This window comes from Glycomyces sp. NPDC048151 (assembly GCF_043202775.1).
Classification (GTDB): Bacteria; Actinomycetota; Actinomycetes; order Mycobacteriales; family Micromonosporaceae; genus Glycomyces.
The window spans coordinates 117,019-140,940 of the sequence record NZ_JBIDBB010000009.1; the positions used below are offsets into that span (position 1 = coordinate 117,019).

Genomic DNA, 23,922 nt, shown 5'->3' on the forward strand with positions numbered 1-23,922 from the left:
CGCGACCGGCTTCCGGTCGCGGACAGCGGCGTCTCTCCTTGCCGCGCAAGGCGTCTTCGCGCCTGTCAGCCGGGTGTCAACGCGGTGTCAGCGCAGGCCGCGAAGGTATTCGCATGAGCACGGGCGACCAGCCCGAAGCCCCTCAAGACAAGGAGACTCCGATGTCCGCCAAGCAGAACCGCCCCGCCACCGTCACCCTCGCCGCGATCCTCCACTTCGCGATCGCCCTCGCGTTCGCCTCCATCCCGCTCATCGGCCTCGTTTACGGCGCCGACGTGCAGGCCGCCGCCGAAGCCGAAGTCGCCCGCCAAGGGCAGGACCCGGACCTGCTGGCCGCCAACGGACTCGCGTTCGACGAGCACGGTGTCGCCATCTGGGCGCCGTTCACCATCGCCGCCGCGATCGCGGCCCTCGGGTTCGTCCTGGTGGCGGGTAAGCGGTTCGGCCGCGTCCTCTCGTTCATCGTGCTGCCGCTCGTGCTCGCCGGGAACGCGCTCATCATGGCCAGTAACGCGACCGCCGCCGCCAAGGTCCAGGCTCTCTTCGACGCCTCCGACGACGCGGCCGTCCGCTCCCTCGACGCCGCCGCGATCCTGGACGCCGCGTTCGCCGCGTACCCGGCCTGGCTCCCGGCCCTCGAAGGCGTCCGCCTCGCGGTGGTCATCGCCGGATGCGTCCTCGGCGTGGTCCTGCTGGCCCTGCGCCCGGCCCGTGCGTACTTCCGCAAGAGCTAGATGCGACGAGTGCGGCCCCGCGTGTGATGCGCGGGGTCGCACTCGTTTGCGCGGTTGTAGCGTGCGGGCATGACCGAGCTGCTGCACCTGACCGAACCGGCCCTGTGGGAGGCCGCGCTCGCCGCCGGGAAGTACGAGATGTCGACGCGCGGGAAGACCCTTGCCGAGGTGGGGTTCATCCACTGCTCGCTGCCCGAGCAGGTCGAGGCGGTCGCCGGGTTCGTCTATGGCGGGTATGCCGGGCCGCTGGTGGTGCTGGTCATCGACCCCGACTTGGTCGACGTGCCGATCCGGTACGAAGCGCCCGGCCCGGGCCTCCCCGAATACCCGCACCTGTACGGTCCGCTGCCGACGAGCGCGGTGGTGGAGGTGCGGCCGTGGCCGGGTGGGTGAGGTCCGGGCTTGGCGGCGCGGTGGGGCTGGCCGCGCGGGCCGCCGGTGATCCGGACGCGATGGTTGGGATGGGGCAGTGCCCGGGTCCGTGAGGTCCCTGATGCGCTGATCTTCTGCGGGCCGCCCGCTCGGACCGCCGACCCCGCTGACATCGTCGTCGGCCCGTCGGCCCGTCGGCCCGTCGGCCCGTCGGCCCGTCCGGGTCGCCGGGTCGGCTCCGGGCGATCTCGTGACCGCCCGGTTCTGAATTTCAGCCTCGCAATGCCTTCGCTGTGAGCAGGGCGATCGCCGCGTCTCGGCTCAATGTCACACCCTCGTCGTACGCTTTCTCGAACGCCACGTCGCCCAGCGACTCCCGTGCCCGCTCCGGAGTCCGCAGCGACGCGTCGTAGCCGCGCCGGTCCTCGATCCCGAGGAGGGAGGTGGAGGCTCCGAGAAGGACCGCCGCGCGAGCCGCATCCCCTTCCTCGATGGCGATCGCCGCGCCGACACGAGCGGCCACCGCCAGGTTCGGACCGACGGCGATCTGCACCTGCTCGGGAGTGAGCGCCTCGAGCCGACGCCGTGCCAGCGCCGCGTCGCCTTCGGCGAGCGCGACCAGTGCGCGCAGCGCGATGCCCCACACCTGCACGCGCGAGTCCATGGCAGTGCGGCTGAAGACCGCTTCGGCGGCGGCGAGCTCGGTCAGCCCGGCCTCACGCTCGCCCGCGTGCAGGAGGACTTGGGCGCGGCAGAGACGCACGTACGCCGTGGTGTGCGGGTCCCGGTCGGCGTCGGCGCGGTCCAGGGCGCACTGCAACGCCTCCTCGGCTTGGTCGATGGCGCTCCGAACCCCGCTGCGCTGCAAGGGCTCGACGGCCTGACCGGCGGCGCCTCGGACCTCGCTGTGCACTGCCGGGTCCCCGGCTCTGCCGGTGGTGTCTCGGACCTCGCTTTGCTGCACAGGTACCCCGGCCTGGTGGACGGCGCCCCCGACCTTGCTGCGCTGCACCGGCTCCCCGGTTCCATTGGCACCGCCTTTGACTAGGCCGCGCTGGCTCGGCACTCCGGCACGACCGGCAGCGCCTTGGACAACACCACGCAACGCCATGACGAGCGCCAGTTCGGCGTAGGTCTCGGCGGCGTCGGCGGCGGTGCCGAGCTCGTCGAACAGGCCGGCGGCCTGCGCGAGCGCGTCCGAGGCCGCGTCGTGGTCGCCTTGTCGCGCCCAGATCTCGGCGCGCATCCGCAGGGCCGAGGCGCGGCCGAAGCGTTCGCCGAGCTTCGCGAACTCGGCTTCGGCGCGGTCGATCTGGTCCAGACCCGCGAGCCCGCTCGCGCCCTCGCCGACGGCGGCGGCGGTGAGCAGGATGATGCCCAGCTCCCAGCCGTGGGCCGCGTCGGGATCCGCAGCTACGGCCGGGTCGGAGAGGAACGCGGGGGCGATCGCCAGGAGCGACCGGCCCGCGATGGGGCCGTTCGCGTTGCGGCCCAGCTCGATGCCCTCTGCGATGGACCGCGCCCCGGCCTCAGGGTCGCCCAGCTCGGTCTGGCCCATGCCCGTGATGAGCAGGACGGCGGGCACGAGCGGGGCGGGGATCTCGCCCGGGACCGCGAGGACGGCCGGGAACCAGTGCTGGAGCTGGCTGCGGAACCCGCGCAGGTGCCAGTACCAGAACGAGGTAGCGATGAGCCGCAGCCCGGTCTCCTTGTCGCCGATGGCGACCGAGCGTGTGAGCACCGCCTGGAGGTTGTCGTGCTCGACGTCCATTCGCGACATCGCCTCGATCTGTGCGGCCGAGCGGATCTCGTCGTCGGCGCGCTCGGCCAGGTCGACGCAGAAGCGCGCCATGGCGTCCCGCTCGGTCTCGGCCGTCTCCGGATCGAGTTGCGCCGCAGCGTAGGAGCGGATCGTCTCCAGCATCCGGTACCGCTCACCAGAACGTTCCACTAGGGACTTGTCGACGAGACCGGCCAATGCGTCGAGGTCGCCGACCCGGTCCAGGCCGACGCCGCCGGGGTAGACGGACATGCGCATGGCAAGGGCCCGTTCGGCATCCGAGAGCAGGTCCCAGCTCCAGGCGATGACGCCCTCCAGGGTCCGGTGCCGCTCGGGCGCGGTGCGGTCGGAACCGGCGAGCAGCGCGAACCGGTCGTCCAGGCGGGCCGCGATCTGCGGCGCGTCGAGCGCCCGCATGCGGGCGGCGGCGAGCTCGACCGCCAGCGGCAGTCCGTCCAAGCGTCGGCAGATCTCCACGACCGCTTCGGTGTTCGTCGCGTCGAGCTTGAAGTCCGGGCGCACGGCGGAGGCCCGCTCGCAGAACAGTCGCACCGCCGGGCTCGTCGCGCCGTCGATCGGCAGCGGCGGGATCGGGAACAAGCGCTCGCCGCCGATAGCGAGGGCTTCACGGCTGGTCGCGAGGAGGCGCAGGCCGGGGCAGGCGCCGAGCAGTCGTGCGGCGAGCCGGGCGGCGGCGTCGATGCGGTGTTCGCAGTTGTCGAGGACGATGAGCGCGTCCTGATCGGCGAAGTACTCCTCGAGGCGGGACGCTGCGTCGTGCGCGGACGGCTCGAGCAGACCGGACTCGCGGGCGCCGATGGCGCGCAGGACCGCGGGCGCGACGTCGGCGTCGTCCCCGACCGCGGCCAGCTCGACCAGCCAGACGCCTTGCGGCGCGATCGCAGCCATCTTCGCGGCGGCCTCGACCGCGAGGCGGGTCTTGCCCGCGCCTCCCGATCCGGTGACGGTGACCAGGCGGGACGCGGCGACCGCTTCGGCCAGGGCGGCGAGGTCGGCTTCGCGTCCCACGAAGCTGGTGAGCTGCGACTTGAGGTTGCTGCGCTTCTCGACGCGGGCGGGCGGGGCCGCGCTCTGGCGGAGGATCTGCAGGTGGAGCTCTGCGAGCTCGGGGGAGGGGTCGGCGCCGAGCTCGCCGGCGAGGCGCTCGCGGGCGCGCTCGTAGGCGTCGAGGGCCTCGGCCGGGCGGCCGGTGGCGTAGAGGGCGCGCATGAGGAGCGCCTGCCAGCGTTCGTCGAGCGGGTTCGCCTCGGCGAACGGCTCGAGTTCGCCGAGGACGTCGGTGCCGGTGGCGACTTCGAGTGCGAGGCGTTCGCGGGTGGTCTCGTTCCGCAAGCGCTCCAAGCGGATCGCTTCGTTGTCGGCGAACCGCAGCTGCCGCAGGTCGGCGAGGGCCGTTCCGCGCCAGAGGGACTCGGCTTCGCGGAGCGCGCCGAGCTCGCCGCTGCGGCGGCCGGTCTCCGAGAGGCGTTCGAACCGGACGACGTCCACGTCCCCCGGCTCGACGGCGAGGCGGTACCCGGCGGCGCCGCGCGTGAGGTTCTCCGCGCCGATCGCGCGGCGGACGCGGGACACCAAGGCCTGCAGCGCATTCGCTGAAGGCGCGTCGTCCTCCCAGATGGCGTCGAGCAGCGCGTCAGCGGTGACCTCGCGCCCCGGTTCGAGCGCGAGCCGCGCCACGAGCGCGCGCAACCGCGCCCCGGCGAGGTCGATGGGCTGGTCATCGGCATCGCGGATCTCGAAGGGACCGAGCAGGAGTACGCGCATGAGAGCAAGTGTGCCCGGGACTGGTATCGGAGAAGCAAGCGGAGCCCGACGAGCCACGCCCCGCTCGCCTCACCCCGCCCCTCAGACGCCGCGCGGTCCGCCGCCCGGCTTGGGCGGCGGACTCAGGGACTACGCCTTCGACTTCAGCCCGCGCTCTTCACCCGCCGGAACTGGCGTCCGGCGAGATCGATCGCGGTGACCGCGCCGTGCTCGTCCCGCGCGAAATATCCGCGCTGGCCCTGCAGCGGCCCTTCGGTGACGATGTAGTCGTCCCCGTCCTCACCGAGGAAGCCCATGTGCGCGGGCTCGCAGTCGGCGGGCATGTCGTCCGGCGCGGCGGCGCGCAGCTCGGGGCGGATCCGCGCCGCGAGGCTCAGGTGGTCGCCTTCGTCGACCACGCTCACGATCATCATGTCGACCTCGTACTCGCCGGTGATCTCGGCGGCGCGGGCCGCGTCGAACGCGACCGGCTCGGGGTCGCGGTCGACCAGGCCGAGGTAGTGCTCCAGCGCCCAGCGGATGATCGCGAGGTTGCACGGGGTGCCGCCGGGTTCGGCGTTCGTGGTCACTGCGATCGCGAAGTCGTGCTCGGGCACGGCGATGAAGTCCGCGAACTGGCCGACCGATGAGCCGCCGTGCGCGAAGGTCGCCGCGCCGTCGATCTCGCGCAGGAACCAGCAGATGCCGAACCCGTCCCCGAGGGAACTGCCGCGCAGTTCGACGGTCTGGCGCCGCATCGCCTGCAGCGCTTCGGCGGAGACGATCCGCTCGCCCGACTCGGCGCGGCCGTCGCCGAGATGGAACCGGGCCCAGCGAACCAGGTCGCGGGCGGACGAGGCACCGCCGCCGCCCGGGTTCTGGGCGCGGTGGACCTTCCAGGTGGGGGAGACCTTGGGGCCCTCGGCGTCGATGCTGTGGCCGAGCGAGAACTTGCGGGTCATCGCCTCGGCGGCGAAGAACGTGGTGTTCTCGAGGCCGAGCGGCTCGAACAGGAGGTCCCTTACGGCCTGCTCGTAGGTCTTGCCGGTGACGACCTCGATGACGCGGCCGAGGAGGTTGTACGCGGCCTGGCTGTAGGAGGCCCGCTCGCCGGGCTCGGCGATGAGCGTGAGCTCGTCGAGGTGGTCGACGTAGGTCGCGAGGGCGTCGTCGCCGTCGCCGGTATCGCGGAGCATCCAGGTGTCGAAGCCCGCGGTGTGGTTGAGCAGGTTGCCGACCGAGATCGTGGCGGCGGCCCGCTCGTCGGCGAGTCGGAGGTCGGGAAGGTAGCGGCGCACGGGCGCGTCGAAGTCCACTTTGCCCTGTTCGGCGAGGATGACGAGGGCGGTCGCGGTGAAGCTCTTGGAGGTCGAGCCGAGCGTGAAGATCGTGTCTTCGTCGACCGGCAGCGGGTTCGCGACGCTCGTGACGCCGTGAGACGCGTAGATCTCGCGGCCTCCGTGCCAGATCCCTACGGCGACGCCGGGCACCGCGTACTCGGCGGCCGACTTGGCGACGATCTCGTGAAGTTCGGTGGCGCTCATGATGGTTCCCTTCGCGGCTGTACCGGGTGCTTCCCGGTGTCGGTGACTGGGAGAACCATCGCCACCGCCGCTGACGCGGCGCTGACAGGCCGCTGACGACGTCGCCGGGATACAACGCTCAGTGAGCCTGGTCACCGATGGGCGAGAAGAAGGCGGGAATTGTCGTACCCGCCTCCTACGGTTACGGAGGCAACTGAATAGCGCGCGCAACGCCCGACGGGCGGGGCGCGAGAACCGATTGGACGATGCGATGGCGAAACCATCAGACAGTTCACGGCACCAGGCAGACCTCGGAGTCATCACCCGGGCGCTGCCGTTCGAAACCATTCCCGACGAGCCGCTGCGAGCGCATTTCGCCCGGTGGCTCCTCGATTTCCTGGTGACGGCCGACCGGCTCGGTCCATTCCCGAGCGTCGAACCCGAGACACCGCCACAGGCGATCCCCCTGAAATCTGGCACGACGCAAAGCGCCAGGGCTGCACCGGCATCCAAGCCGATTCGCACCGCCGCGGTGCCCCTGCTCGAATCGGCGCCGCTCGGCGATCCGCCCGCAGACGAGCAGCCAGAGAACGAGCCACCAGAAGCTGAGCCGCTCAAAAGCGATCTGCTCGAAAGCGGTCCACCCGGCTGCGAAGCGCTCGAGCCCGACCTGCTGCCGCTCCTCGAGTGGCAGGGACCGCCCGCGCCACCAAGGCCGCAGTTCGTGCGGCAGGGCGACGACACGGTCTGGGTGACCAAGCCGATCCTGCGCTCACGAGGCTGGACCGATGCGGCCGTCCGCAAGTTCCTTCCGCAACCCGAAGGGCTGAAACCGAACCCGCGATTCTCGGCCACCGGCGCACCGATGCAGGTGTGGCGGCCCGCGACCATCGCGACGGCGGAGGCTACGCCGGACTGGCGGAACTGGCTCGAAGGGTCGTTGCGGCGGCGGGGGACCACGCTTGACAAGTTGGCCCAGACCGACGACCCGGACTTCAGGACCAGACTGGAGACGGCGCGGGCGGCCATCGAATCCGAGGGAGGTCGTTGACCGGTTTCGACCATGCCAGGCTCGACGAATCGCCGGTGCCGATCCCGTTGATCTCCTAGGTTGGAAGGCGGCCAGGACGGTCCGCGCAGATGCGGACCATAGGCGCAGTCGACGAAGGAGACGGTCATGACCGATTTCGAGTTCGCGGGGAAGGCCTTCGACATCCACTTGGACAACGGGGTCGTCTTCCACAACACGTATGCCGCCGAAGGCAACAAGATGGTCTACGAGCGGATCGACGGTGCTGCGGAAGGCGCCTCGGAGGAGGTGGAGCTGCACGTCGCCGAGGTCGCACCGCGGATGTACCTGGTGGGCTGGAACGAGGTCTCGGGGATGGTCGTGACGCATCTGATGGATTTCAAGGCCAAGAGGATCACCGCGTTCTGGTCGATGGACGAGGGTGGTGGCAGGACCGGTGAAGTGCACGGTGGAAAGTTCGAGGAGGTGAAGTAAGAGGTTAGAAATCGGTCGCCGGGGGTTCCGTGAATCCACGAACTCAGTGGCAGAAAGCGGAGGCCGATGGTCAGGATCGGTCGGCGCTACGGCGCTACGGCGCTACGGCGCTACGGCGCTACGGCGCTACGGCGCTACGGCGCTATGGCGCTATGGCGCTATGGCGCTACGGCGCTACGGCGCTACGGCGCTACGGCTACGCCAGCTTGAAGCCTGCCGCGGTCGCCAGTTCGCCCGCTATCTCGACCGCTTGGTCCGCGGTGATCAGCGCGCCGCGCAGGCTCATCAGGCCGTTGATGCCCGACAGCTCGGCCCGCCGCAGGTCGCAGCCCTTCGCGTTCGCGACTCGCGAGAAGTCCGCGCCCGGGAACGCGCAGTCGACGAACACGGCCTTCGACAGGTCGCCTAGGAACGTCGCGTTCATGAACCGGCACCGCTCGAAGACCACCGGGCCCTTGGCCGTGCCGATCGAGATGCCCGCGAAGTCCGCCCGGCAGTCGGCGATGTAGACGTCCTGCGCCAGCGAGAACTGCGCCTGCCAGCCCACCAGCTGGCTGTCGGTGATCTCCAGCCGCCGCGCGGTCGCCCGCTCCCAGCGGCCGTTCGCCAGCACCGAACGCTCGACCGTCACATCGACGACCTCGAACGGCGACAGCACCGTTCCCGAGAAGTCGACACCGCGCAGCAGCGACTGGTCCAGGCTGCCGTCGCCCTGCCCCTCGATCCACCGCAGGCCGTCGACAAGGCGCTCGGTCAGCTCGAAGTCGGGCTCGGGCGCCTCGTCGAGCGGTCGCAGCCGCTCGGCCTCCCACAGCGGCCTGCGCATGGATCGCTTGTCGTCGATCTTCCTGAACTTCACCGAGCCTCCAAGGTCATCGTGACCCCGGCAGGCTACGCGACCACGCCGACAATTTCGCGCCCGCGAGCGCGCGAAAAGTGGCGTGCGTCGCACCCGAACCACCGCATCGGGCGGGCGGGGGCAACCGCGGCCCTGGTCGCCGAGCGGAGCGCATCGACGGCGGGGCAACCGCGGCCGACAGGACCTGGTTCCCGAACGGCCGCACCGGCGGGCGAAAGGCAGCCGCACCCGGTAGGGCCCCATTGCCGAGCGGGATGCAGTGGCAGTGAGAGGCACGAGAGGCACCCGCGACCCGATACGGGGTCGCTCGCCAGAGGCCGCATCGGCGGATGGTGAGGCCGCTGCACCCGGTAGGGCCGCGATTGCCAGGGCTCGCACCGTCGCGCGCAGAGTCAGCCGCGCCGGAGACGGCCCGGTCGACAGTAGTGGCAGCGGCAGTCAGGAGACACCCGCATTCCGGGATCGCCCCGGTCACTCCCAAGGACGCAGCTCGAGCAGCGCCCTGACCGTCTCGATGTACTGCGGGTTCGTGTAGTCGGGGTCCCCGCCCGCGTCCAGCACGGCCTCGACGGTGCCGAAGCCCGCCTGATACGCCGAGATCACCGCGTTGAGCAGGCACCGCTCCAGATGGTCGGGCACCGAATCGTCGCGGCCGCAGTCGTCCTCGAGCGAATAGCTGCCCGGGTCCGAACCGTCGAAGTAGTTGACCGAGAAGTACTTCGCGAGCCACTGCAGCTGCGCGCTGCCGAGCATCGCGTTCTCCTCGACCCCGGTGCGGTCGAGGTCGAGTTCGAACCGGTCGTTGATGAACGACTCGGTCTCCGGCTGGATCTGCATGAGGCCCGTCCCCGCGTCGCACGCGACGATGTCCGACTGCCAGCCGCTCTCCATCCACGCCACCGCCTTGACGAGGTCGTGCGGGACGTCGACGCTCGAGTTCGTCCAGAACTGGGTGTCGGCCGCGTCCTCAAGCGCCGCTTCGACTTCCGAGGCCGAAGCCGGTCCGCCGTCGAGGTACGAGGTGCACGGCGGGTGCGCCGAGGCCGGCACGGTCGGCAGCGCCGCGCCCGTGGTCTCGGCCGCGCTGGTGGTCGTCGCCTCAGGAGTCGGCTCGGGCTCGGTCAGCGTCGCCTCGCTCGGGCTCGGCGTCGGCCGGGGGCTCTCGGACTCGGTCTCGGCCGCCGGCGAGGTCGTGGCGGACGCCGAGGACCCGCCGTCGTCGCCGCCGGAGGGCAGCAGCACGTAAGCGAGGATCCCGACGGTGACGAAGAGCAGCACGAACATCACGATCCAGGTGCGGGGCGTGCGCTCGTCGTCTTCGTCGAAGTCGTGGTCGTGGTCGTTGTCGAGGGGGATGTCGGTCATCGTGGGGTCCTTCAGGGGTTCACTGTGCGTAGCGTACCGAGCCGGTGTCCAGTGTGGGGCCCGGCGATCACCGGTCCCAGTGTGCGGACCGTCTCGCTCCGCGACGGCGCAAAGTATTTGAACGTGTTCAAGAACCACGGTAGGCTTGGCGGGGAAGGAGGAATCCCATGAAGATCGTCATCCCCGGAGGCACCGGCCATGTCGGCGCCGTCCTCGAACGCGGCCTCCTCGCCGCAGGCCACCGCCTCGTCGTGCTCACCCGCAACCCCTCCCGTCCCCACCACGTCCACTGGGACGGCCGCACCCTCGGCCCCTGGGCCGACGCCGTCGACGGCGCGGACGTCGTGGTCAACCTCGCCGGGCGCAGCGTCAGCTGCCGCTACACCCCCGAGAACCTCGCCGCCATGATGGACTCCCGCGTCGACTCCACCCGCGTCGTCGGCGAGGCGATCGCCGCGGCGGACCGGCCCCCGGCCGTGTGGCTCCAGATGAGCACCGCCACGATCTACGCCCACACCTTCGACCGCCCGAACGACGAGGCCACCGGCGTTATCGGCGGCAGTGAACCCGACGTCCCCGCATACTGGCGCAAGAGCATCGACATCGCGCAGGCCTGGGAGCGGACCCTCGACGAGGCCGACACCCCGCACACCCGCAAGGTCGCGCTCCGCTCCGCTCCGCGATGGTGATGAGCACCGACCGCGGCTCGGTCTTCGACATGCTCTCCCGCATGACCCTGCTCGGCATCGGCGGACCCGTCGCGGGCGGACGCCAGTTCGTGTCGTGGATCCACGAAGCCGACTTCGTCAGGGCCGTGCAGTTCCTCATCGACCACGAGCACCTCGCTGGCCCGGTCAACCTCGCCGCGCCGCATCCGCTGCGCCAGAAGGACCTCATGCGCACGATCCGGCGCGCCTGGGGCGGCCACTTCGGCCTGCCCGCGACGAAGTGGATGGCCGAGATCGGCGCGTTCGCGCTCCGCAGCGACACCGAGCTGCTGCTCAAGAGCCGCCGCGTCATCCCCGGCCGACTCGAGGACGCCGGGTTCGCGTTCTCTTACCCCGCTTGGGAATCCGCCGCCGACGACCTCGCCCGACGCACCGCCGCCGCCCGGAAGTGGCCGCTCGTGCGCCGCCCCGGGCTCAAAGCCGTAAGGGCCCTCACCGGCAGCTGAGCCCTCACACGAGCGAGCCCCGATGCGCCTCGACGTACGCGGCCACCGCCATCGCGGCGGCCACCGCCGCCGCGGTCCAGCACACCGCGCCGAACGACACCGCGTGCGCGAGCACCGAACCGAGCCCGGCCGCGACCAGGTACACCGCCCACACCCCGGCCTGCAGCCGCGCCGACCGCAGGCCCCGGCGCCCGCCCGAGAGGTTGACGAACAGCGCGATGAGCGTCCCGGTCAGGACTGTGGTCGACACGCCGGAAAGGCCGATCCGCGCCGCGTGGATGCTCTGCACGCCCATCGCGAACGCCGCCAGCGCGATCGCCAGCTCGAAGCTGTGCGCTAGCCCGGCCAGGGCGAGCATGACCACTTCGACGACGAGGAGCAGCGGCACGCCGAAGCTGGTGAGCACGTGGCGGCGCGTGGCGAACGACGCGAGGACCGCGCCCACCGAGAAGCCGAGGAGCGACCACAGGGGACCGACGGGGGAGAGCCCGTCGTCGCGGCCGGTCAGCTCGCCGGACACGGCGACCGCGAGCAGGACCGCGTTCCCGGTCTGGTTCGCGACGAACTGCTGGCTGAGGCTGAGGAACCCCGCGCCGTCGACGGCCCCGGCGATCGCGGTCAGTACGAGCGCGGTCCAGGCGTGCGCGGGCGTGGGCGTCGCGGGCTTCATCCGGCGATGCCGTCTCGGCCGTCTCGCTGCGGCCGTGCTGGAGCGGAAGGGTCGAGGCGGTGCCACATGCGCCCCAGGCTAACGCCGATGAGGAACCGCCTCCAGGACGACCCGCCGACCGCGCCCGCGCTCGGCTCCTGGTCGCGACAGCGCTCGAGTCGCCTACGCCCCAGTCGGCGCGCGCCGAACGGCGCCCCGGCGCCGGCCCTGCCGGGCCGCGCCGGGTCGAGTCGGGCCGCTCCGGCGTGCCGGTGCGGAGGCCGCCGCTGCGTCCCGCTGTTCCGTCAAGTCCGCCCGCCTGCACCGGGTCGCTCCGGCGTGCCGCTGCGGAGGCCGCCGCCGGGCCCCGTTACTCCGCCGCGTCTGCCCGCCTGCGCCGCATGGCGATCAGCGCGGCTGCGCCGCCGCCCATGAGCACGGCGGCCGCGACGACGAACCCTCCGACGCCCTGACCGGTGGTCGCCAGGCCCTCGCCTCCCGCGCCGGTCGTCCCGTCGTACCCGGTCGTCCCGTCGTCGCCGTCCGAAGTGGTCGCGTCGTCGGTCGTCGGCGCGTCGGTGGAGCCGTCGATGCTGGGGTCGACATCGATGCACTCGAACGACGCGTCGAACGGGAAGTGGTGGATCTCGCCGCCGTTCACCCCGACGTTGCCGTGGTGGGCGTTCTTCGCGATGACCTGGCCCTCGACGTTGGAGGAGCTGTCGTCGAAGTAGTCGGCGTCGGGCGCGAGGATCGAGCCCTCGACCGTCGCGCCGGTCAGGCGCAGCAGGGTGGTGTCGCGGAAGTTCCACAGCATGTACGGCGCGGTGTCGCCGCCCGCGTTGGCCTGGTTCTTGACGTCCCAGTCGAGCTCGCCGCCGGTGCCGGACGTGTCGACGTTGATCAGGATGGGCGTGTCGGCGGTCGGCTTGTTGAGGAAGACGAGGTCGGCCATGTTGTTCAGGTCCTCGCCGGTCACGTTGAGGACGTTCGTCTGCCCGGTCGCCAGCTCGATCCGGATCTGCTGGCCCTGCGCGACCTGTCCCTTCGGGACGACCGTCCCCTGGTTGTCCTTCATTTCGACCTCGTGCCCCTCGCACGCGTACAGGTCGGCGGCGTTGGCGCGCAGCTCGGTGAAGGCCGCGGCGAAGTCGATCGGCGAGGCCGGGCCGACCGAGTCGAGCGGCTGCTGGGTGTTCAGCTCGATCCGCGGCACCGACTCGTAGGCAGCGCCGTCGACGACCAGGTGCGTGTTGACCGACGCGCTGTTGAAGTCGGTGTTGCGCGCCTCGACGCCGGTGAGGTCGCCGACCTTCATGTAGTCGTGGACCTGGACGACATGGCTGCCCGGGAACTGTGTGAAGTCGACCTGCCCGCCCACGACCAGGGCGCTCGGCACGGAGTCGCCGGGGGCGGTGAACGTGCTCGCGTCGTGGATGTTCACGTTGTATGACCCGGCGACGGCGAGGTTCCCGCCGGTCGCGATCCCGCCTTCGGACTCGGTCGAGGCGAGGACCGTCTCGTTCTCGACGAACGAGTTGAAGCCGAGCGCGGGCGCGAGCGGATCGGCGACGTCCGCCTGCGCGGCGGGCATCGTCCCCGCGACGGCGATCGCGACGGCGACTGAAGCCGTGGCGGCCCCCGCGAGCGCGAGGCGGCCCGCCTGGCGGTTCGGTTGCTGAGTGGTGTGCGGCATGCGGTTCCCCCTGGAGTGGACGGTGGTCGGCGGCTGGTGGGGGGAGCCGCGACTGAGCGTAACAACGGCGGCACGGGTCGGGTGGGGTGAAACGCCCGGATTGGACGGAGTTCGCCGTCGCTGCGGCCCGCGACGCCCCGCGCCGAATGGTGCGGAGGTTGCGGCTGATGCGCACCTAATGGAGGATTGGCGTTGTGGGGCAAGCGAATCCAACCCTCACCTGAACGGAGGATTCCCCATGGAGCATCCCAATGAGCGCCACGAGCGCGGATTGAAGACCCTGCAGCACCTCTCGGGCGAAGCCGAGCCGACCGTGGTCTCCTCGCTGGCCGACATCGCCCCCGAACTGGGCCGGTTCATCGCCGAATTCGCCTACGGGGACGTCCTCACCCGTCCCGAACTCGACCTGCGCGACCGCGAGCTCGTCACGATCGGCGCCCTCGCGGCGCTGGGCAATGCCGCCCCGCAGCTGCGCTTCCACATCAACGGCGCCCTCAACGCCGGGTGCACGAGGGCCGAGGTCATCGAAGCGCTCGTCCAGATCGCCGTCTACGCGGGCTTCCCCGCCGCCATCAACGCCGTCGAGGCCGCCAGGGAGGTCTTCGCCGCCCGCGACGCCGGAAGCCGAACCTGATTCGCGAAACGCCCGGTGGGGCGCAGCGCGGATGCGCTGCGCCCCACCGGCATGTCGTACCCGTCAGGGAGTATTGAATCGGGGGGTCCCCGGGTGTCCGATTTGAAGGCTGATGCCGGAGATGCGGCATCTGCCTACAGGTACTGCCCGATCTGCTGCTGCGGGATCGGCGGCTCCGTCGTCGTCGGGTCCGTGCCGCCGCGCCGCGCGTACAGCTCCGCGAGCGTCATCGGCTCGCGCACCGCGTCGCCGCCGAGCCAGTCGCTCGACTCCAGCGCCGAGAGCGCCCCCACCTCGATCTGCGCCAGGCACCGCCCGGGACGCACCACCGCCGGGTGCAGCCGGTCGAGCCGCTCGTTCGTGGTGATCGCGACCATGATCTCCCGGCCCTGCCCGAGCAGGCCGTCCGTCAGGTTCAGCAGCCGCGCCAGCGACTGGCCCGACGCCTCCTTCGCCTCACCGCGGATGAGCTCGTCGCAGTCCTCCAGGACCATGAGCCGCCAGTGCCCGCGCCGCGGCTCGTCCGGGTTCAGGTCGGCGTCCAGCACCAGGTCCATCTCCGACCCGATGATGACCTCCATCAGGTAGGACGGGTCCGCGAAGAACGCCTCCGGGTCGAGCACCGTGTCCACCTGGCACCACGGCGCCCACTCGCGCGCCAGCGCCCGCAGCGCCGTCGTCTTCCCCGTCCCCGGCGGGCCGTGGAACAGCACGAGCCGCCCCGTCACGTCCGAAGCCTGCGTCGCCATGAGTTTGCCCAGCGCCGACCCCGCGTTCGACGAGTAGTTCCGCTCGATCTCCGGCCAGCGCGGTGCGCTGATCGACCGCGTCGAACGGAACGGCCCGCGCGCCGACCGGTACCAGAACCCCATGTCGACCTTGTCCTCACCGACCTCCTCGACCGAGCCGGTCCGGTCGGTCAGGTACGCCGCGATCTCCTCGGCCCGCTCGCGCGTCACGGCCGTCACGACCGCCTGCCCGGAGCCGTCGCGCCAGCGCTGCGTCCGCAGCGTCCACCCGTCGCCGGTCACCAATTGCAGAAAAGAGGCCCCGGAAATCGACCGGACGAGTGAACCGCCCTCGGGTATGAGGTCCACGTCGTCGGCGACCATGTCGAGCGGCCGCACTACCGCGTGGGGCTGCGCGCCGGAGACGTAGGCGTCCAGGGCCATCAGGTTGAGCACGTTCGACGGGTCGTCCGACCCGTCGAGCGTGAAGTGCATGTTGCCGAGCACACCACCGCTGCCGTGAAGCAGGTTCATGATCTCACCGCGTCTTTCGATGATTCCCATCGCGATCCACCATAGAAAACTACGGCGACGCTCTCGCCGCCGTGACTGGCATCGCGGCTCCGCGAACCGCGCCCTGTGACTGTGTTTTGAAACGTGTCCTGTGACCGTGCCCTATGACTGTGCCTTACACCCCCGACACGGCTGACACGCGCCCGCAGGGTTCACCCTGGAGTTGCCGGAGATAACTGGACCCCACCCGGTGGGGCGTGAGCTGGAACAATCAGCCATGCTGGGTTACGTGACCGCATCGACCGAGACCAGCCAAAACACCGCCGCTACCATACCTGGCGGCGGCACGGGGTCCCGAAGCGGGCCGCGCGCGCCCCGCAGGGGACTGCGTGCGCTGGCCGTGGCCGCGGCGGTCCTCGCCGGGCTCGCCGTGGCGGTGATCGCGCTCGACCTCGGCGGGGCCGTGGACGTGGCCGAACTGCCGGGCCTGTCGACCGCCGACCCCGCCGTCACCTGGGCCGCAGGCCTCCTCAAGTACGGGTACGACCTGGCGATGCTCGCCGCGGTCGGCTGCATGATCGCCGCCGCGTGCTTCCTCCCCGGGCGCCAGGGCGACCGCGCCCGGCTCACCGGCCAGTCGTGGCGGTGGCTGCGCGTCGGCGCCGCCGCCTCCGGGATCTGGGCACTGATCGCCCTCGTCAGCCTCCCCGTCGACTTCGCGAACTCGTTCGCCCGGCCGCTCGGCGGCGTCACCGCCCTCGGCCTGTGGTCGTACGTGGGCCAGTATGAGCAGGGGCAGGCGCTCGGCCTGACCGCGCTGCTCGCGACCGCCGCCGCCGTGGTCGCGGCCCGCGCGTTCACGATCCCCGGCGCGGTCGCCGCGGCCGCGCTCGCCGTCGCCGCCGCCGTCCCGCCCGTGTTCACCGGGCACTCGGCGTCGAACGGCAACCACCAGATCGCCGTCGACGGCCTCCTCATCCACGTCGTCGCCGCCGCGTTCTGGGCGGGCGGCCTGTTCGCCCTGTTCATCGCCCGCCGCGACCCCGCGGTCGCGGCCCGCAGGTACTCGGCCGCCGCCGTGTTCGCGTACGCCGCGATCGGCTTCTCGGGCCTCATCGTGTTCTGCGCCAATGTGAACATCACCGACCTGTGGACGTCCGCCTACGGACGCATCGCCCTCGCCAAGCTCGCCGTGCTCGCGATCGGCGGCGTCTTCGGCTGGGCCCACCGTCGCGCCACCCTCCCGCGGGTCGCCGAAGGCGACCGGAGCGCGTTCACCCGCCTCGCCGCGGTCGAACTGGGGCTCATGGCGATCGCGTTCGGCCTCGCCTCGTCCCTGTCCGTGACGCCCCCGCCTTCCGGCGAGCTGCCCGACCCGAACACGGCCCTCCTCGGCTTCCCCACGCCCGGCCCGATGAGCGTCTCGGCGATCGCCCTCGACTGGTACCCGTCGGTCCTGTTCTGCACGGCCGCCCTCGCGCTCGTCGGCGCGTACGTCGCCGGGGTCGTGCGCCTGCGCCGCCGCGGCGACGCCTGGCCCTGGTACCGGACCGCCCTGTGGATCGCCGGATGGGCCGTCGTCGTCGTCACCACGTCCTCCGGGCTGAGCAAGTACGGGATGGTCCTGTTCAGCGCGCACATGGTGCAGCACATGGCGTTGAACATGCTCGCCCCGATCCTCCTCGTCCTCGCCGCGCCCGTCACCCTCGCGCTGCGCGCCCTCCGGCCCGACCGAGCCGGCGGCCCGCGCGAATGGCTGCTCGCCGCGATCCACAGCCGCTGGTCGCGGTTCGTCTCGCGCCCGCTCGTCGCACTGTTCATCTACCTGACGAGCCTGTACCTCATGTACTTCACCGGCATGTTCGAGTGGGCGATGCGCTCGCACTTCGGGCACCTGTTCATGACGGCGCACTTCCTCGCCGCCGGTAGCCTCTTCTTCTGGGTCGTCATCGGCCCCGACCCGAAACCGCGGCCGCTCTCCTACCCCGCGAAGGTCCTGCTGTACTTCGTGTCGATCGTCTTCCACGCCATCTTCGGACTCACGCTCATGATGGGCACCAACATCATCGCCGCCGACTTCTACACCCAGATCGCGATCCCATGGGCGGGCGACCTCCTCGCCGACCAGCGCGCCGGAGGCGGCATCGCCTGGGCCTTCGGCGAGATCCCCAGCCTCATCATCATCGTCGTCCTCATCGCACAGTGGACGCGCTCGGAGGAACGCGAAGGCCGCCGCCTCGACCGCATCGCCGAGCGCGCCGCCGCCTCCGGCCGCCCCGAGGACGACCCGCACGAGGTCTACAACGCCTACCTCGCCAGCCTCGACCAGGAACGCCGCTGAACCCCTGACTTTCGTCAGGGGTCAAACCGGTCGTTCGACAGATGCGGCCCGCCCCACCACAGCCGTACCGTGGTCACATGAGCGAACGCTTCGAGACACTCGCAGTCCACGCCGGCGAACCCCGGCCCGCCCGCGACCGTTCCGTCGTCTTTCCCATCTACCAGGGCACGGTCTACGAGATCGAACCCGGCGGCGGCGTCGACTACATCCGGTACTCCAACACGCCCACCCAGAACTACCTGCAGGACAAGCTCGCCGCCCTCGAAGGCGCCGAAGCCGCCGTCGTCACCTCCTCCGGCATGGCCGCGATCAGCACCGCGCTCGCCAGCGTCCTCGCTGCGGGCGACCGCATCATCGTCGCCGGGAACATCTACGGCGGCACCCACGCCCTCCTCGCCGAGGAGGCCCGCCGCATCGGCTGGGGCGTCGACATCGTCGACGCCGACGACCCCGCCGCCTGGGCCGCCGCCCTCACCCCAGAGACGAAGGCGTTGTACGTCGAGTCGATCACCAACCCGCTCGTCAGGGTCGGCGACCTCGCCGGGCTCGCACGCTTCAGTCGCGAGCACGGCCTCACCTCCGTCATCGACAACACCTTCCCCACACCGATGCTGTTCCAGCCGCACAGCATCGGCTACGACCTGGTGTGCCACTCCGCGACCAAGGGCCTGAACGGCCACTCCGACCTCGTCGCCGGCGTCGTCACCGGCTCCGCCGAACGCATCGAGCGGGTCCGCCACCACCTCATGCTCACCGGCGGCGTCCTCGACCCGCACACCGCGTTCCTGCTCTCCCGCGGCCTCAAGACCCTCGCGATCCGCGTGAAGGCCCAGGGGGAGAACGCGCTCGCGCTGGCCCGGTTCCTGGAGGGGCACGAGGCGATCGCCGAGGTGCACTACCCGGGGCTCGAGTCGCACCCTGACCACACCCGGGCGGCCGAGCTGTTCCGCGGGTTCGGCTCGATGCTGGCGTTCCGCCCCGCCGGGGGCCTGGAGGCAGCTGAGCGGTTGCTCAAGTCGCTCGAGATCCCTTACGCGGCAGCGAGCCTCGGCGGCGTTGAGTCCCTGGTGACGCGCCCGGCGATCAGCAGCCACGCGAAGATGACCGCCGAGGAGCGGGCGGCTGCGGGCATCGGCGACGACCTCATCCGCTTCTCCACCGGCATCGAGGCCGCCGACGACCTCATCGCCGACTTCACCCAGGCCCTCGCGGGCGAGGAGGCGCCTATGGATCGATAACGAAGACGAGGCGGTCACGGCGAACGTCTGACCCAATCCGCAGGCGGCGACGCGGCCACGACGAACGCCCCACACCGAACCGCAAGCGGCGACGCGGCCACGACGAACGCCTCACACCGAACCGCAAGCGGCGACGCGGCCATGAGGAACGGTCCGCTCCGACCTTGCGGTTGCGAGAAGGCCGCAGTCGACGGTCACCCGGTCCGGCGGGCAACGCACCGCACCGGAGGCGGCCGCGGGATCCGCTCGGGCCGAGGCGGCGGGACGTCGCAGCTGACTGTACGTCCGCTCCGACCCTGCGGCGGCGAAACGGCCGCAGTGGACGGCGCACTTCCCGGCCGCGCTTGCCGCTGCGGCGCAAGGCACCGCAGCAGAGACGCTGTTGGCCCGCCTGCCCGCCTGCCCGGCGGCGAGCTCGCCCGCTAGCCCGCCGCGTTGCGGGTCGAGGTTGCGGCGGCCATGCTCCGCAGTGAACCGCGGTCCGTGTCCAAACGACGCTGCTCGCCGAACCGATGACGCGCTCTGCGGGGGTGTTTGCTGGCAGTTGCGGTGTGCGGTGTGCGGTGTGCGGTGTGCGGTGTGCGGTGTGCGGTGTGCGGTGTGCAGCACCTTCGCGGCGGCCGCTTCTGCGGGATGACGCGGTCCGGACTGTCCGCAGTCGTGCTCGGAATCGGATCAGGCGCGTCTGCTCCAGTGGGGCATGGGGATCGGGGCGAACCTGATCTTCGTGCCGGGCCTTGCCTGGGCGGCGGCGGCCTGGGCTTCAGGGCCGACGACGCCAATGACGGGGTAGCCACCGGTGGTCGGGTGGTCGGCGCCGAAGAGGATCGGCTGCCCGTTCGGCGGCACCTGGAGCGCGCCGGCGACGATGCCCTCGCTCGGCAGCTCGGCGGTGTCGATGCGGCGCAACGCGGGCCCGTCGAGGCGCAGCCCGATCCGGTTGGAGTGCTCCGAGACCGTCCACACGCCGCGAGCGAGCTCGGCGACCGCCTCGGGCCGGAACCACTCCAGTCGCGGCCCCAGGTGGAGCTTCAGGACGAGCTCCTCGCTCACCCCGGCCCACGGCGCGGGCCACTGCGTCGGCAGCGGCGGGTGCGCGGGGCTGGGCCCGAGCGGGATCGTGTCGCCGTCGGCCAGCGGCGCTGGGCCGAGCCCGGAGAGCAGGCACGTCGAGTGCGAACCGAGGCTCGACTTCGGGTGCAGCCCACCGGAGAACGCCAGGTACGAGCGCACGCCGACTTCGGCGGGCCCGGCATCGAGCACCGAGCCGGCCTTGAGCTTCACCGGCTGGCCCCACGCCTCGGGTCGCCCGTCGACGGTGACCGGGCAGGGCGCGCCGCCCACGACCACGGTGACGTTCCGGTGCGCCTTCACGGTGGCGCCGTTCAGGGTCGTCTCCAGGGCACAGGCCCCGGTCGGGTTGCCCGCCAACTGGTTCGCGAGCCGCCACGAAGGCCGGTCGGCCGCGCCCGAGGGCGGGACCGCGAGGTGGCCCCAGCCGGGCCGCCCGGCGTCCTGGCAAGTGGTGAGGACGCCCGCGCGCAGGATCTCGATGTGGCTCATACCCGCACCGCCGCGAACCGGACCTTGGTGCCGGGCACCAGGAGCGCCGCGGGCTCGCGGTGCTCGTTCCACAGCCGCCCGGGGTTCGTCATCGTCGCGATGAGCTGCCACCCGCCGGGACTCGAACGCGGGTACACGCCCGTGTAGGGCCCGGCGATCGCCACGGACCCGGCCGGGACCGAGGTCCGGGGGGTCTCGCGGCGCGGCACGTGGTACTCCTCGGGCAAGCCCTCGAGGTACGCGAACCCGGGGGAGAACCCGCAGAACGCCGCCTCGTACTCGATGCCGGAGTGGATGTCGGCGACCGCGTCGGTGCTCACACCCCACTGCCGCGCAACGGCTTCCAAGTCGGGACCGTCGTAGCAGACGGGGATCTCGACGGCCTCGCCGACCGACTCGGGTTCCTCGGTGAGCGGCCAGCCTGGGAGTTCGGCTGCCAGCAGCTCGGGTTCGTCGATGCCGTCGACGAGCACCGTGGTCGCGCCGGGCACCAGGTCGGAGGCCTCCAGCAGCCCCGACATGCGCCGGGCCTGCAGCGAGCGGTAGCAGGCGCGGGCGAGTTCGGTGGTGCCGCAGTCGATCAGGATGCCTCGCGGCCCGGCCGGGAGCGGCCGCAGTCGCCTGGCGGTGGGTAGGGTGCTCACGAGAAAGCCTCCACGTCGATGCCTCGTTCGTCCAATGCGGACCTGATGGACGCGGCGACCGCCACCGCGTCGGGACCGTCGCCGTGCACGCAGATCGACTCGGCCGCAACGGGAGTGACGGTGCCGTCGACGGCGGTCACGACCCCCTTCTCGGCGAGCGACACGGCCTGCGCGAGCGCGGCGACCGGGGAGAGCAGCGCGCCGGGCCGGTCGCGCGGGACCAGGCGGCCGTCGGAGGTGTACGCCCGGTCGGCGAAGGCCTCGCCCACGACGGTGAGCCCGGCCTCCGACGCCACTCGGTCGAGCACGCTGCCGCGCTGGGTGAGGACGGTGCCCACCCCGGCCAGCTGCGCCCCTTCGACGACCGCGGCGGCCTGCACCGGGTCACGTCCGGTCCGGTGGTACAGCGCCCCATGGGGTTTCACGTACGCGACCTCGGTTCCGGCGGCCTCGGCGAAGACGCGCAGCGCGCCGATCTGGTAGGCCACCTCGGCGGCCAGCTCTTGCGGGGGGACGTCGATCTCGCGCCGCCCGAACCCGGCGAGGTCCCAGTAGGACACCTGGGCGCCGATGCGCACGCCGTCGGCGGCGGCCAGGGCGGTGACGCGGCGCAGCGTGACCGGGTCCCCTCCGTGGAAACCGCACGCGACATTGGCGCTCGTGACGATCCGCAGCAGCGCGTCGTCGTCCGTGAGCACCCAGCGACCGAAACCCTCCCCCAGGTCCGCGTTGAGGTCCATACGTAAACGGTACCGGAGCGCGAGGGATTCGGGCGCTTCGGGAACGGGGGGAGAAACCCTACCCCGGAAGCACGGGCTGTGCCATCACGTACGCTAGGGTCCGAACTTGCGGCAAGCGCTTTCTTCCGCTACGTTTCTTACACACCCTCGGGGCCGCCTCCCGGCCGCCGACCTCAAGGAGGAACCATGACGACCGGTCCTACCCCGCCTCCGCACGCCGCCCCCGCCCCGCTCTTCGCCGACCCGGTCTTCGACGGCCCCACCGACCCCACCGTCGTCCACGACCCCGGCACCGGCCTGTGGCACCTGCTCTACACCCAGCGCCGCGCCAACGCCGCCGACGCGGGCGTCGCCTGGGTGCACGGCACCGAGATCGGCCGCGCCACCAGCCCCGACGGTCGCGAATGGACGTACGCGGGCACCGTCGCCCTCCCGGACGCGAAGCCGGGCGACACCTGGTGGGCCCCCGAGCTCCTCCGCCACGACGGCAAATGGCACATGTACGCCACCTACCTCGAAGGCGTGCGCGAGGACTGGACCGGCCCCGCCGAGATCCGCCACTACACCTCCGCAGACCTCGATGAGTGGACCTACCAGTCCACCCTCGGCCTCGACGCCGAGCGCGCCATCGACGCCACCGTCCACCGGCTCCCGGACGGCAAGTGGCGCATGTGGTTCAAGGACGAGACCCGCGAGAGCCGCATCTACACCGCCGACTCCGACGACCTCTTCACCTGGGCCCCTGCCGGTCCCGCCGTCACCGACCAGGCCCAGGAGGGCCCCACGGTCTTCCCGCTCGGCGGCGTCTACTGGATGGTCACCGACGGCTGGTCCGGCCTCCTCGTCCACCGCTCCACCGACCTCGAGCACTGGCACCGCCAGCCCGTCCCGCTTCTCGCCGGGCCCGGCCGCCGCGCGTACGACGAGGCCCTCGGCCACCACGCCATGGCCCTCACCCAAGGCCCCGACGAGGGCTTCCTCTACTACTTCACCCACCCAGGCGGCGGGCGGCGCTCCACCGTCCAGGTCGCGCGCCTCTACGTCCGCGACGGCTGGCTGCGCTGCGACCGCGACGAGCCCTTCGACTACCGCCCCGACCCCGCCAAGACCCCGGCGCTGCGCGGCGGCACGGCCTAGGCACGCCGCCCTCCGGGGCGGCCCTGTTTCTGGAGCGCTCCAGTGTGACCCGAGTGCATCCTCGAATCCGTACCAATATGGACAGAGTCGACATCGTGACACTCGGTAAACAGAGTTGCCAAAACCCCTGGTAGACAGGCGAATTCAGGGGACCCGAAACTTGCACTCCGGGACTATGCTGAGACTCGTATCGAGTCCAATGAGCCCCTCGGAGGCGGCATGTTCGGTGAGGACGCCATCGCCCAGCAGCTGGCGGAAGCCCGCTCGCAACTGGACGTCGTCAGGCAAACGCAACAGGACCACCAGGTCCCGCCCGTCACCGCCGAAGCGGCCGACGGACGCATCAAGGTCACCCTCGGCGCGAACGGCCGCGTCGAGCGCTTCGAGTTCCTCGAAGTGCGCGTCCTCAAGGAGGGCACCGAATTCCTCGAAGAGGAGCTGCGCAACGCCGTCAACGCCGCCCTCGACGCCCGCGCCGAGACCCTGAACGCCGACATGGCCGCCCCCGACCTGGAGGCCATCGGCGAAGCCGTCGCCAAGATCCAGGACCAGGGCCTCGCCCAGATGCGCGCCATGACCACCCAGATCAGCGCCGTCATGAAGAAGCTCCAGGGAGGGTCCTGACATGGTGGTCCAGCTCGACCTCGACTCCATCCGCGAAGGCGCCGACGCGCTCGACGCCGCCACCGACATGGTCCAGGGCGTCTTCGACGAGTTCAAGTCCGCCGTCGAAGGCCTCGCCGACTGCTTCGGCGGCGACATGATCGGCTCCCTCCTCGACCTCGCGCACCAAGTGGTCATGGAGGCGCTCATGGAGTGCATCGAGACGAACATCGAGGACCTCCTCGACTACGCCGTCAACCTCCGCGAGATGGCCGACAACCACGAGAACGCCGACTCCGAGGCCGCCCGCATCTTCCGCGAGCTCCTCGCCGAACTCGGCCTCTAGCCGCCGCTCCCCGCC

20 protein-coding genes and 1 pseudogene are annotated in these 23,922 nt (G+C 71.3%); 11 read left to right on the top strand and 10 right to left on the bottom strand.

The window, feature by feature from the left end:
• Positions 1–161: 161 nt before the first annotated feature.
• Both ACGGCP_RS21825 and ACGGCP_RS21830 read left to right on the top strand, forming a co-directional pair.
• The gene (locus tag ACGGCP_RS21825; RefSeq protein ID WP_392969030.1) at positions 162–734 is read left to right on the top strand and encodes a hypothetical protein; all 573 of its coding nucleotides are present in this window, start codon (positions 162–164) and stop codon (positions 732–734) included.
• A gap of 69 nt (positions 735–803) precedes the next feature.
• On the top strand, positions 804–1,127 hold the full coding sequence (locus ACGGCP_RS21830; protein WP_392969032.1) for a DUF952 domain-containing protein: 324 nt from the start codon (positions 804–806) through the stop codon (positions 1,125–1,127).
• A 250-nt stretch (positions 1,128–1,377) separates the two neighbouring features.
• On the opposite strand, the gene ACGGCP_RS21835 is transcribed toward ACGGCP_RS21830, so the two are convergent.
• Positions 1,378–4,671, bottom strand: a complete 3,294-nt coding sequence (locus ACGGCP_RS21835) for a BTAD domain-containing putative transcriptional regulator (RefSeq protein ID WP_392969035.1) — start codon at positions 4,669–4,671, stop codon at positions 1,378–1,380.
• A gap of 143 nt (positions 4,672–4,814) precedes the next feature.
• Entirely contained in the window at positions 4,815–6,194 is a 1,380-nt protein-coding gene (locus ACGGCP_RS21840) for a serine hydrolase domain-containing protein (RefSeq protein WP_392969037.1), read from the bottom strand.
• A 250-nt stretch (positions 6,195–6,444) separates the two neighbouring features.
• Between ACGGCP_RS21840 and ACGGCP_RS21845 the strand changes: the two genes are divergently transcribed.
• Positions 6,445–7,224: a hypothetical protein gene (locus ACGGCP_RS21845; RefSeq protein WP_392969040.1), complete on the top strand. Its 780-nt coding sequence runs from the start codon at positions 6,445–6,447 to the stop codon at positions 7,222–7,224.
• A gap of 126 nt (positions 7,225–7,350) precedes the next feature.
• Positions 7,351–7,677 (top strand): hypothetical protein, encoded by a 327-nt coding sequence (locus ACGGCP_RS21850; RefSeq protein WP_392969043.1) that lies wholly within the window; start codon positions 7,351–7,353, stop codon positions 7,675–7,677.
• Positions 7,678–7,873: 196 nt separating this feature from the next.
• On the opposite strand, the gene ACGGCP_RS21855 is transcribed toward ACGGCP_RS21850, so the two are convergent.
• Together ACGGCP_RS21855 and ACGGCP_RS21860 are read right to left on the bottom strand one after the other, a co-directional pair.
• Positions 7,874–8,536, bottom strand: coding sequence for a pentapeptide repeat-containing protein (locus ACGGCP_RS21855; protein WP_392969046.1), 663 nt, complete (start codon positions 8,534–8,536; stop codon positions 7,874–7,876).
• 471 nt (positions 8,537–9,007) lie between these two features.
• The gene (locus ACGGCP_RS21860; protein WP_392969049.1) at positions 9,008–9,901 is read right to left on the bottom strand and encodes a transglycosylase SLT domain-containing protein; all 894 of its coding nucleotides are present in this window, start codon (positions 9,899–9,901) and stop codon (positions 9,008–9,010) included.
• A gap of 167 nt (positions 9,902–10,068) precedes the next feature.
• Here ACGGCP_RS21860 and ACGGCP_RS21865 point away from each other — a divergent pair.
• Positions 10,069–11,075: pseudogene (locus tag ACGGCP_RS21865) on the top strand (TIGR01777 family oxidoreductase).
• A gap of 4 nt (positions 11,076–11,079) precedes the next feature.
• On the opposite strand, the gene ACGGCP_RS21870 reads toward ACGGCP_RS21865, so the two are convergent.
• Positions 11,080–11,745, bottom strand: coding sequence for a YoaK family protein (locus tag ACGGCP_RS21870; protein WP_392969052.1), 666 nt, complete (start codon positions 11,743–11,745; stop codon positions 11,080–11,082).
• A 349-nt stretch (positions 11,746–12,094) separates the two neighbouring features.
• A complete protein-coding gene (locus ACGGCP_RS21875; protein WP_392969055.1) occupies positions 12,095–13,420 on the bottom strand; it encodes a collagen-binding domain-containing protein in 1,326 nt (441 codons plus the stop codon).
• 238 nt (positions 13,421–13,658) lie between these two features.
• Between ACGGCP_RS21875 and ACGGCP_RS21880 the strand changes: the two genes are divergently transcribed.
• Positions 13,659–14,054 carry a carboxymuconolactone decarboxylase family protein gene (locus tag ACGGCP_RS21880; RefSeq protein WP_392969058.1) on the top strand — a complete coding sequence of 132 codons (396 nt, stop codon included), beginning with the start codon at positions 13,659–13,661 and terminating at the stop codon, positions 14,052–14,054.
• A gap of 134 nt (positions 14,055–14,188) precedes the next feature.
• Here the strand turns inward: ACGGCP_RS21880 and ACGGCP_RS21885 are convergent, their stop codons facing one another.
• Complete coding sequence (locus ACGGCP_RS21885; RefSeq protein WP_392969061.1) at positions 14,189–15,346, bottom strand: DUF5925 domain-containing protein; 1,158 nt, start codon at positions 15,344–15,346, stop codon at positions 14,189–14,191.
• A gap of 238 nt (positions 15,347–15,584) precedes the next feature.
• Here ACGGCP_RS21885 and ACGGCP_RS21890 point away from each other — a divergent pair, with 238 nt between their 5' ends.
• Positions 15,585–17,636, top strand: coding sequence for a cytochrome c oxidase assembly protein (locus tag ACGGCP_RS21890; protein ID WP_392969064.1), 2,052 nt, complete (start codon positions 15,585–15,587; stop codon positions 17,634–17,636).
• A 77-nt stretch (positions 17,637–17,713) separates the two neighbouring features.
• A complete protein-coding gene (locus ACGGCP_RS21895) occupies positions 17,714–18,874 on the top strand; it encodes a trans-sulfuration enzyme family protein (protein ID WP_392969066.1) in 1,161 nt (386 codons plus the stop codon).
• A 675-nt stretch (positions 18,875–19,549) separates the two neighbouring features.
• On the opposite strand, the gene ACGGCP_RS21900 is transcribed toward ACGGCP_RS21895, so the two are convergent.
• Genes ACGGCP_RS21900 through ACGGCP_RS21910 form a run of 3 tightly spaced genes read right to left on the bottom strand, consistent with a single transcriptional unit; the run spans position 19,550 to position 21,821 of the window.
• Complete coding sequence (locus ACGGCP_RS21900; protein ID WP_392969069.1) at positions 19,550–20,437, bottom strand: biotin-dependent carboxyltransferase family protein; 888 nt, start codon at positions 20,435–20,437, stop codon at positions 19,550–19,552.
• Complete coding sequence (locus ACGGCP_RS21905; protein ID WP_392969072.1) at positions 20,434–21,081, bottom strand: allophanate hydrolase subunit 1; 648 nt, start codon at positions 21,079–21,081, stop codon at positions 20,434–20,436. Before ACGGCP_RS21905 ends, ACGGCP_RS21900 begins: the two co-directional genes overlap by 4 nt.
• Positions 21,078–21,821, bottom strand: a complete 744-nt coding sequence (locus ACGGCP_RS21910) for a LamB/YcsF family protein (RefSeq protein ID WP_392969075.1) — start codon at positions 21,819–21,821, stop codon at positions 21,078–21,080. The genes ACGGCP_RS21905 and ACGGCP_RS21910 overlap by 4 nt, the downstream gene beginning before the upstream one ends.
• Positions 21,822–22,007: 186 nt before the next feature.
• On the opposite strand from ACGGCP_RS21910, the gene ACGGCP_RS21915 reads away from it, so the two are divergent.
• The 3 genes from ACGGCP_RS21915 (at position 22,008) to ACGGCP_RS21925 (ending at position 23,907) form a co-directional block, all read left to right on the top strand.
• Positions 22,008–22,958: a family 43 glycosylhydrolase gene (locus ACGGCP_RS21915; RefSeq protein WP_392969078.1), complete on the top strand. Its 951-nt coding sequence runs from the start codon at positions 22,008–22,010 to the stop codon at positions 22,956–22,958.
• Between the two features lie 219 nt (positions 22,959–23,177).
• Positions 23,178–23,582 carry a YbaB/EbfC family nucleoid-associated protein gene (locus tag ACGGCP_RS21920; protein ID WP_392969081.1) on the top strand — a complete coding sequence of 135 codons (405 nt, stop codon included), beginning with the start codon at positions 23,178–23,180 and terminating at the stop codon, positions 23,580–23,582.
• A gap of 1 nt (position 23,583) precedes the next feature.
• Entirely contained in the window at positions 23,584–23,907 is a 324-nt protein-coding gene (locus ACGGCP_RS21925; protein ID WP_392969084.1) for a hypothetical protein, read from the top strand.
• The last annotated feature ends 15 nt before the right edge of the window (positions 23,908–23,922 follow it).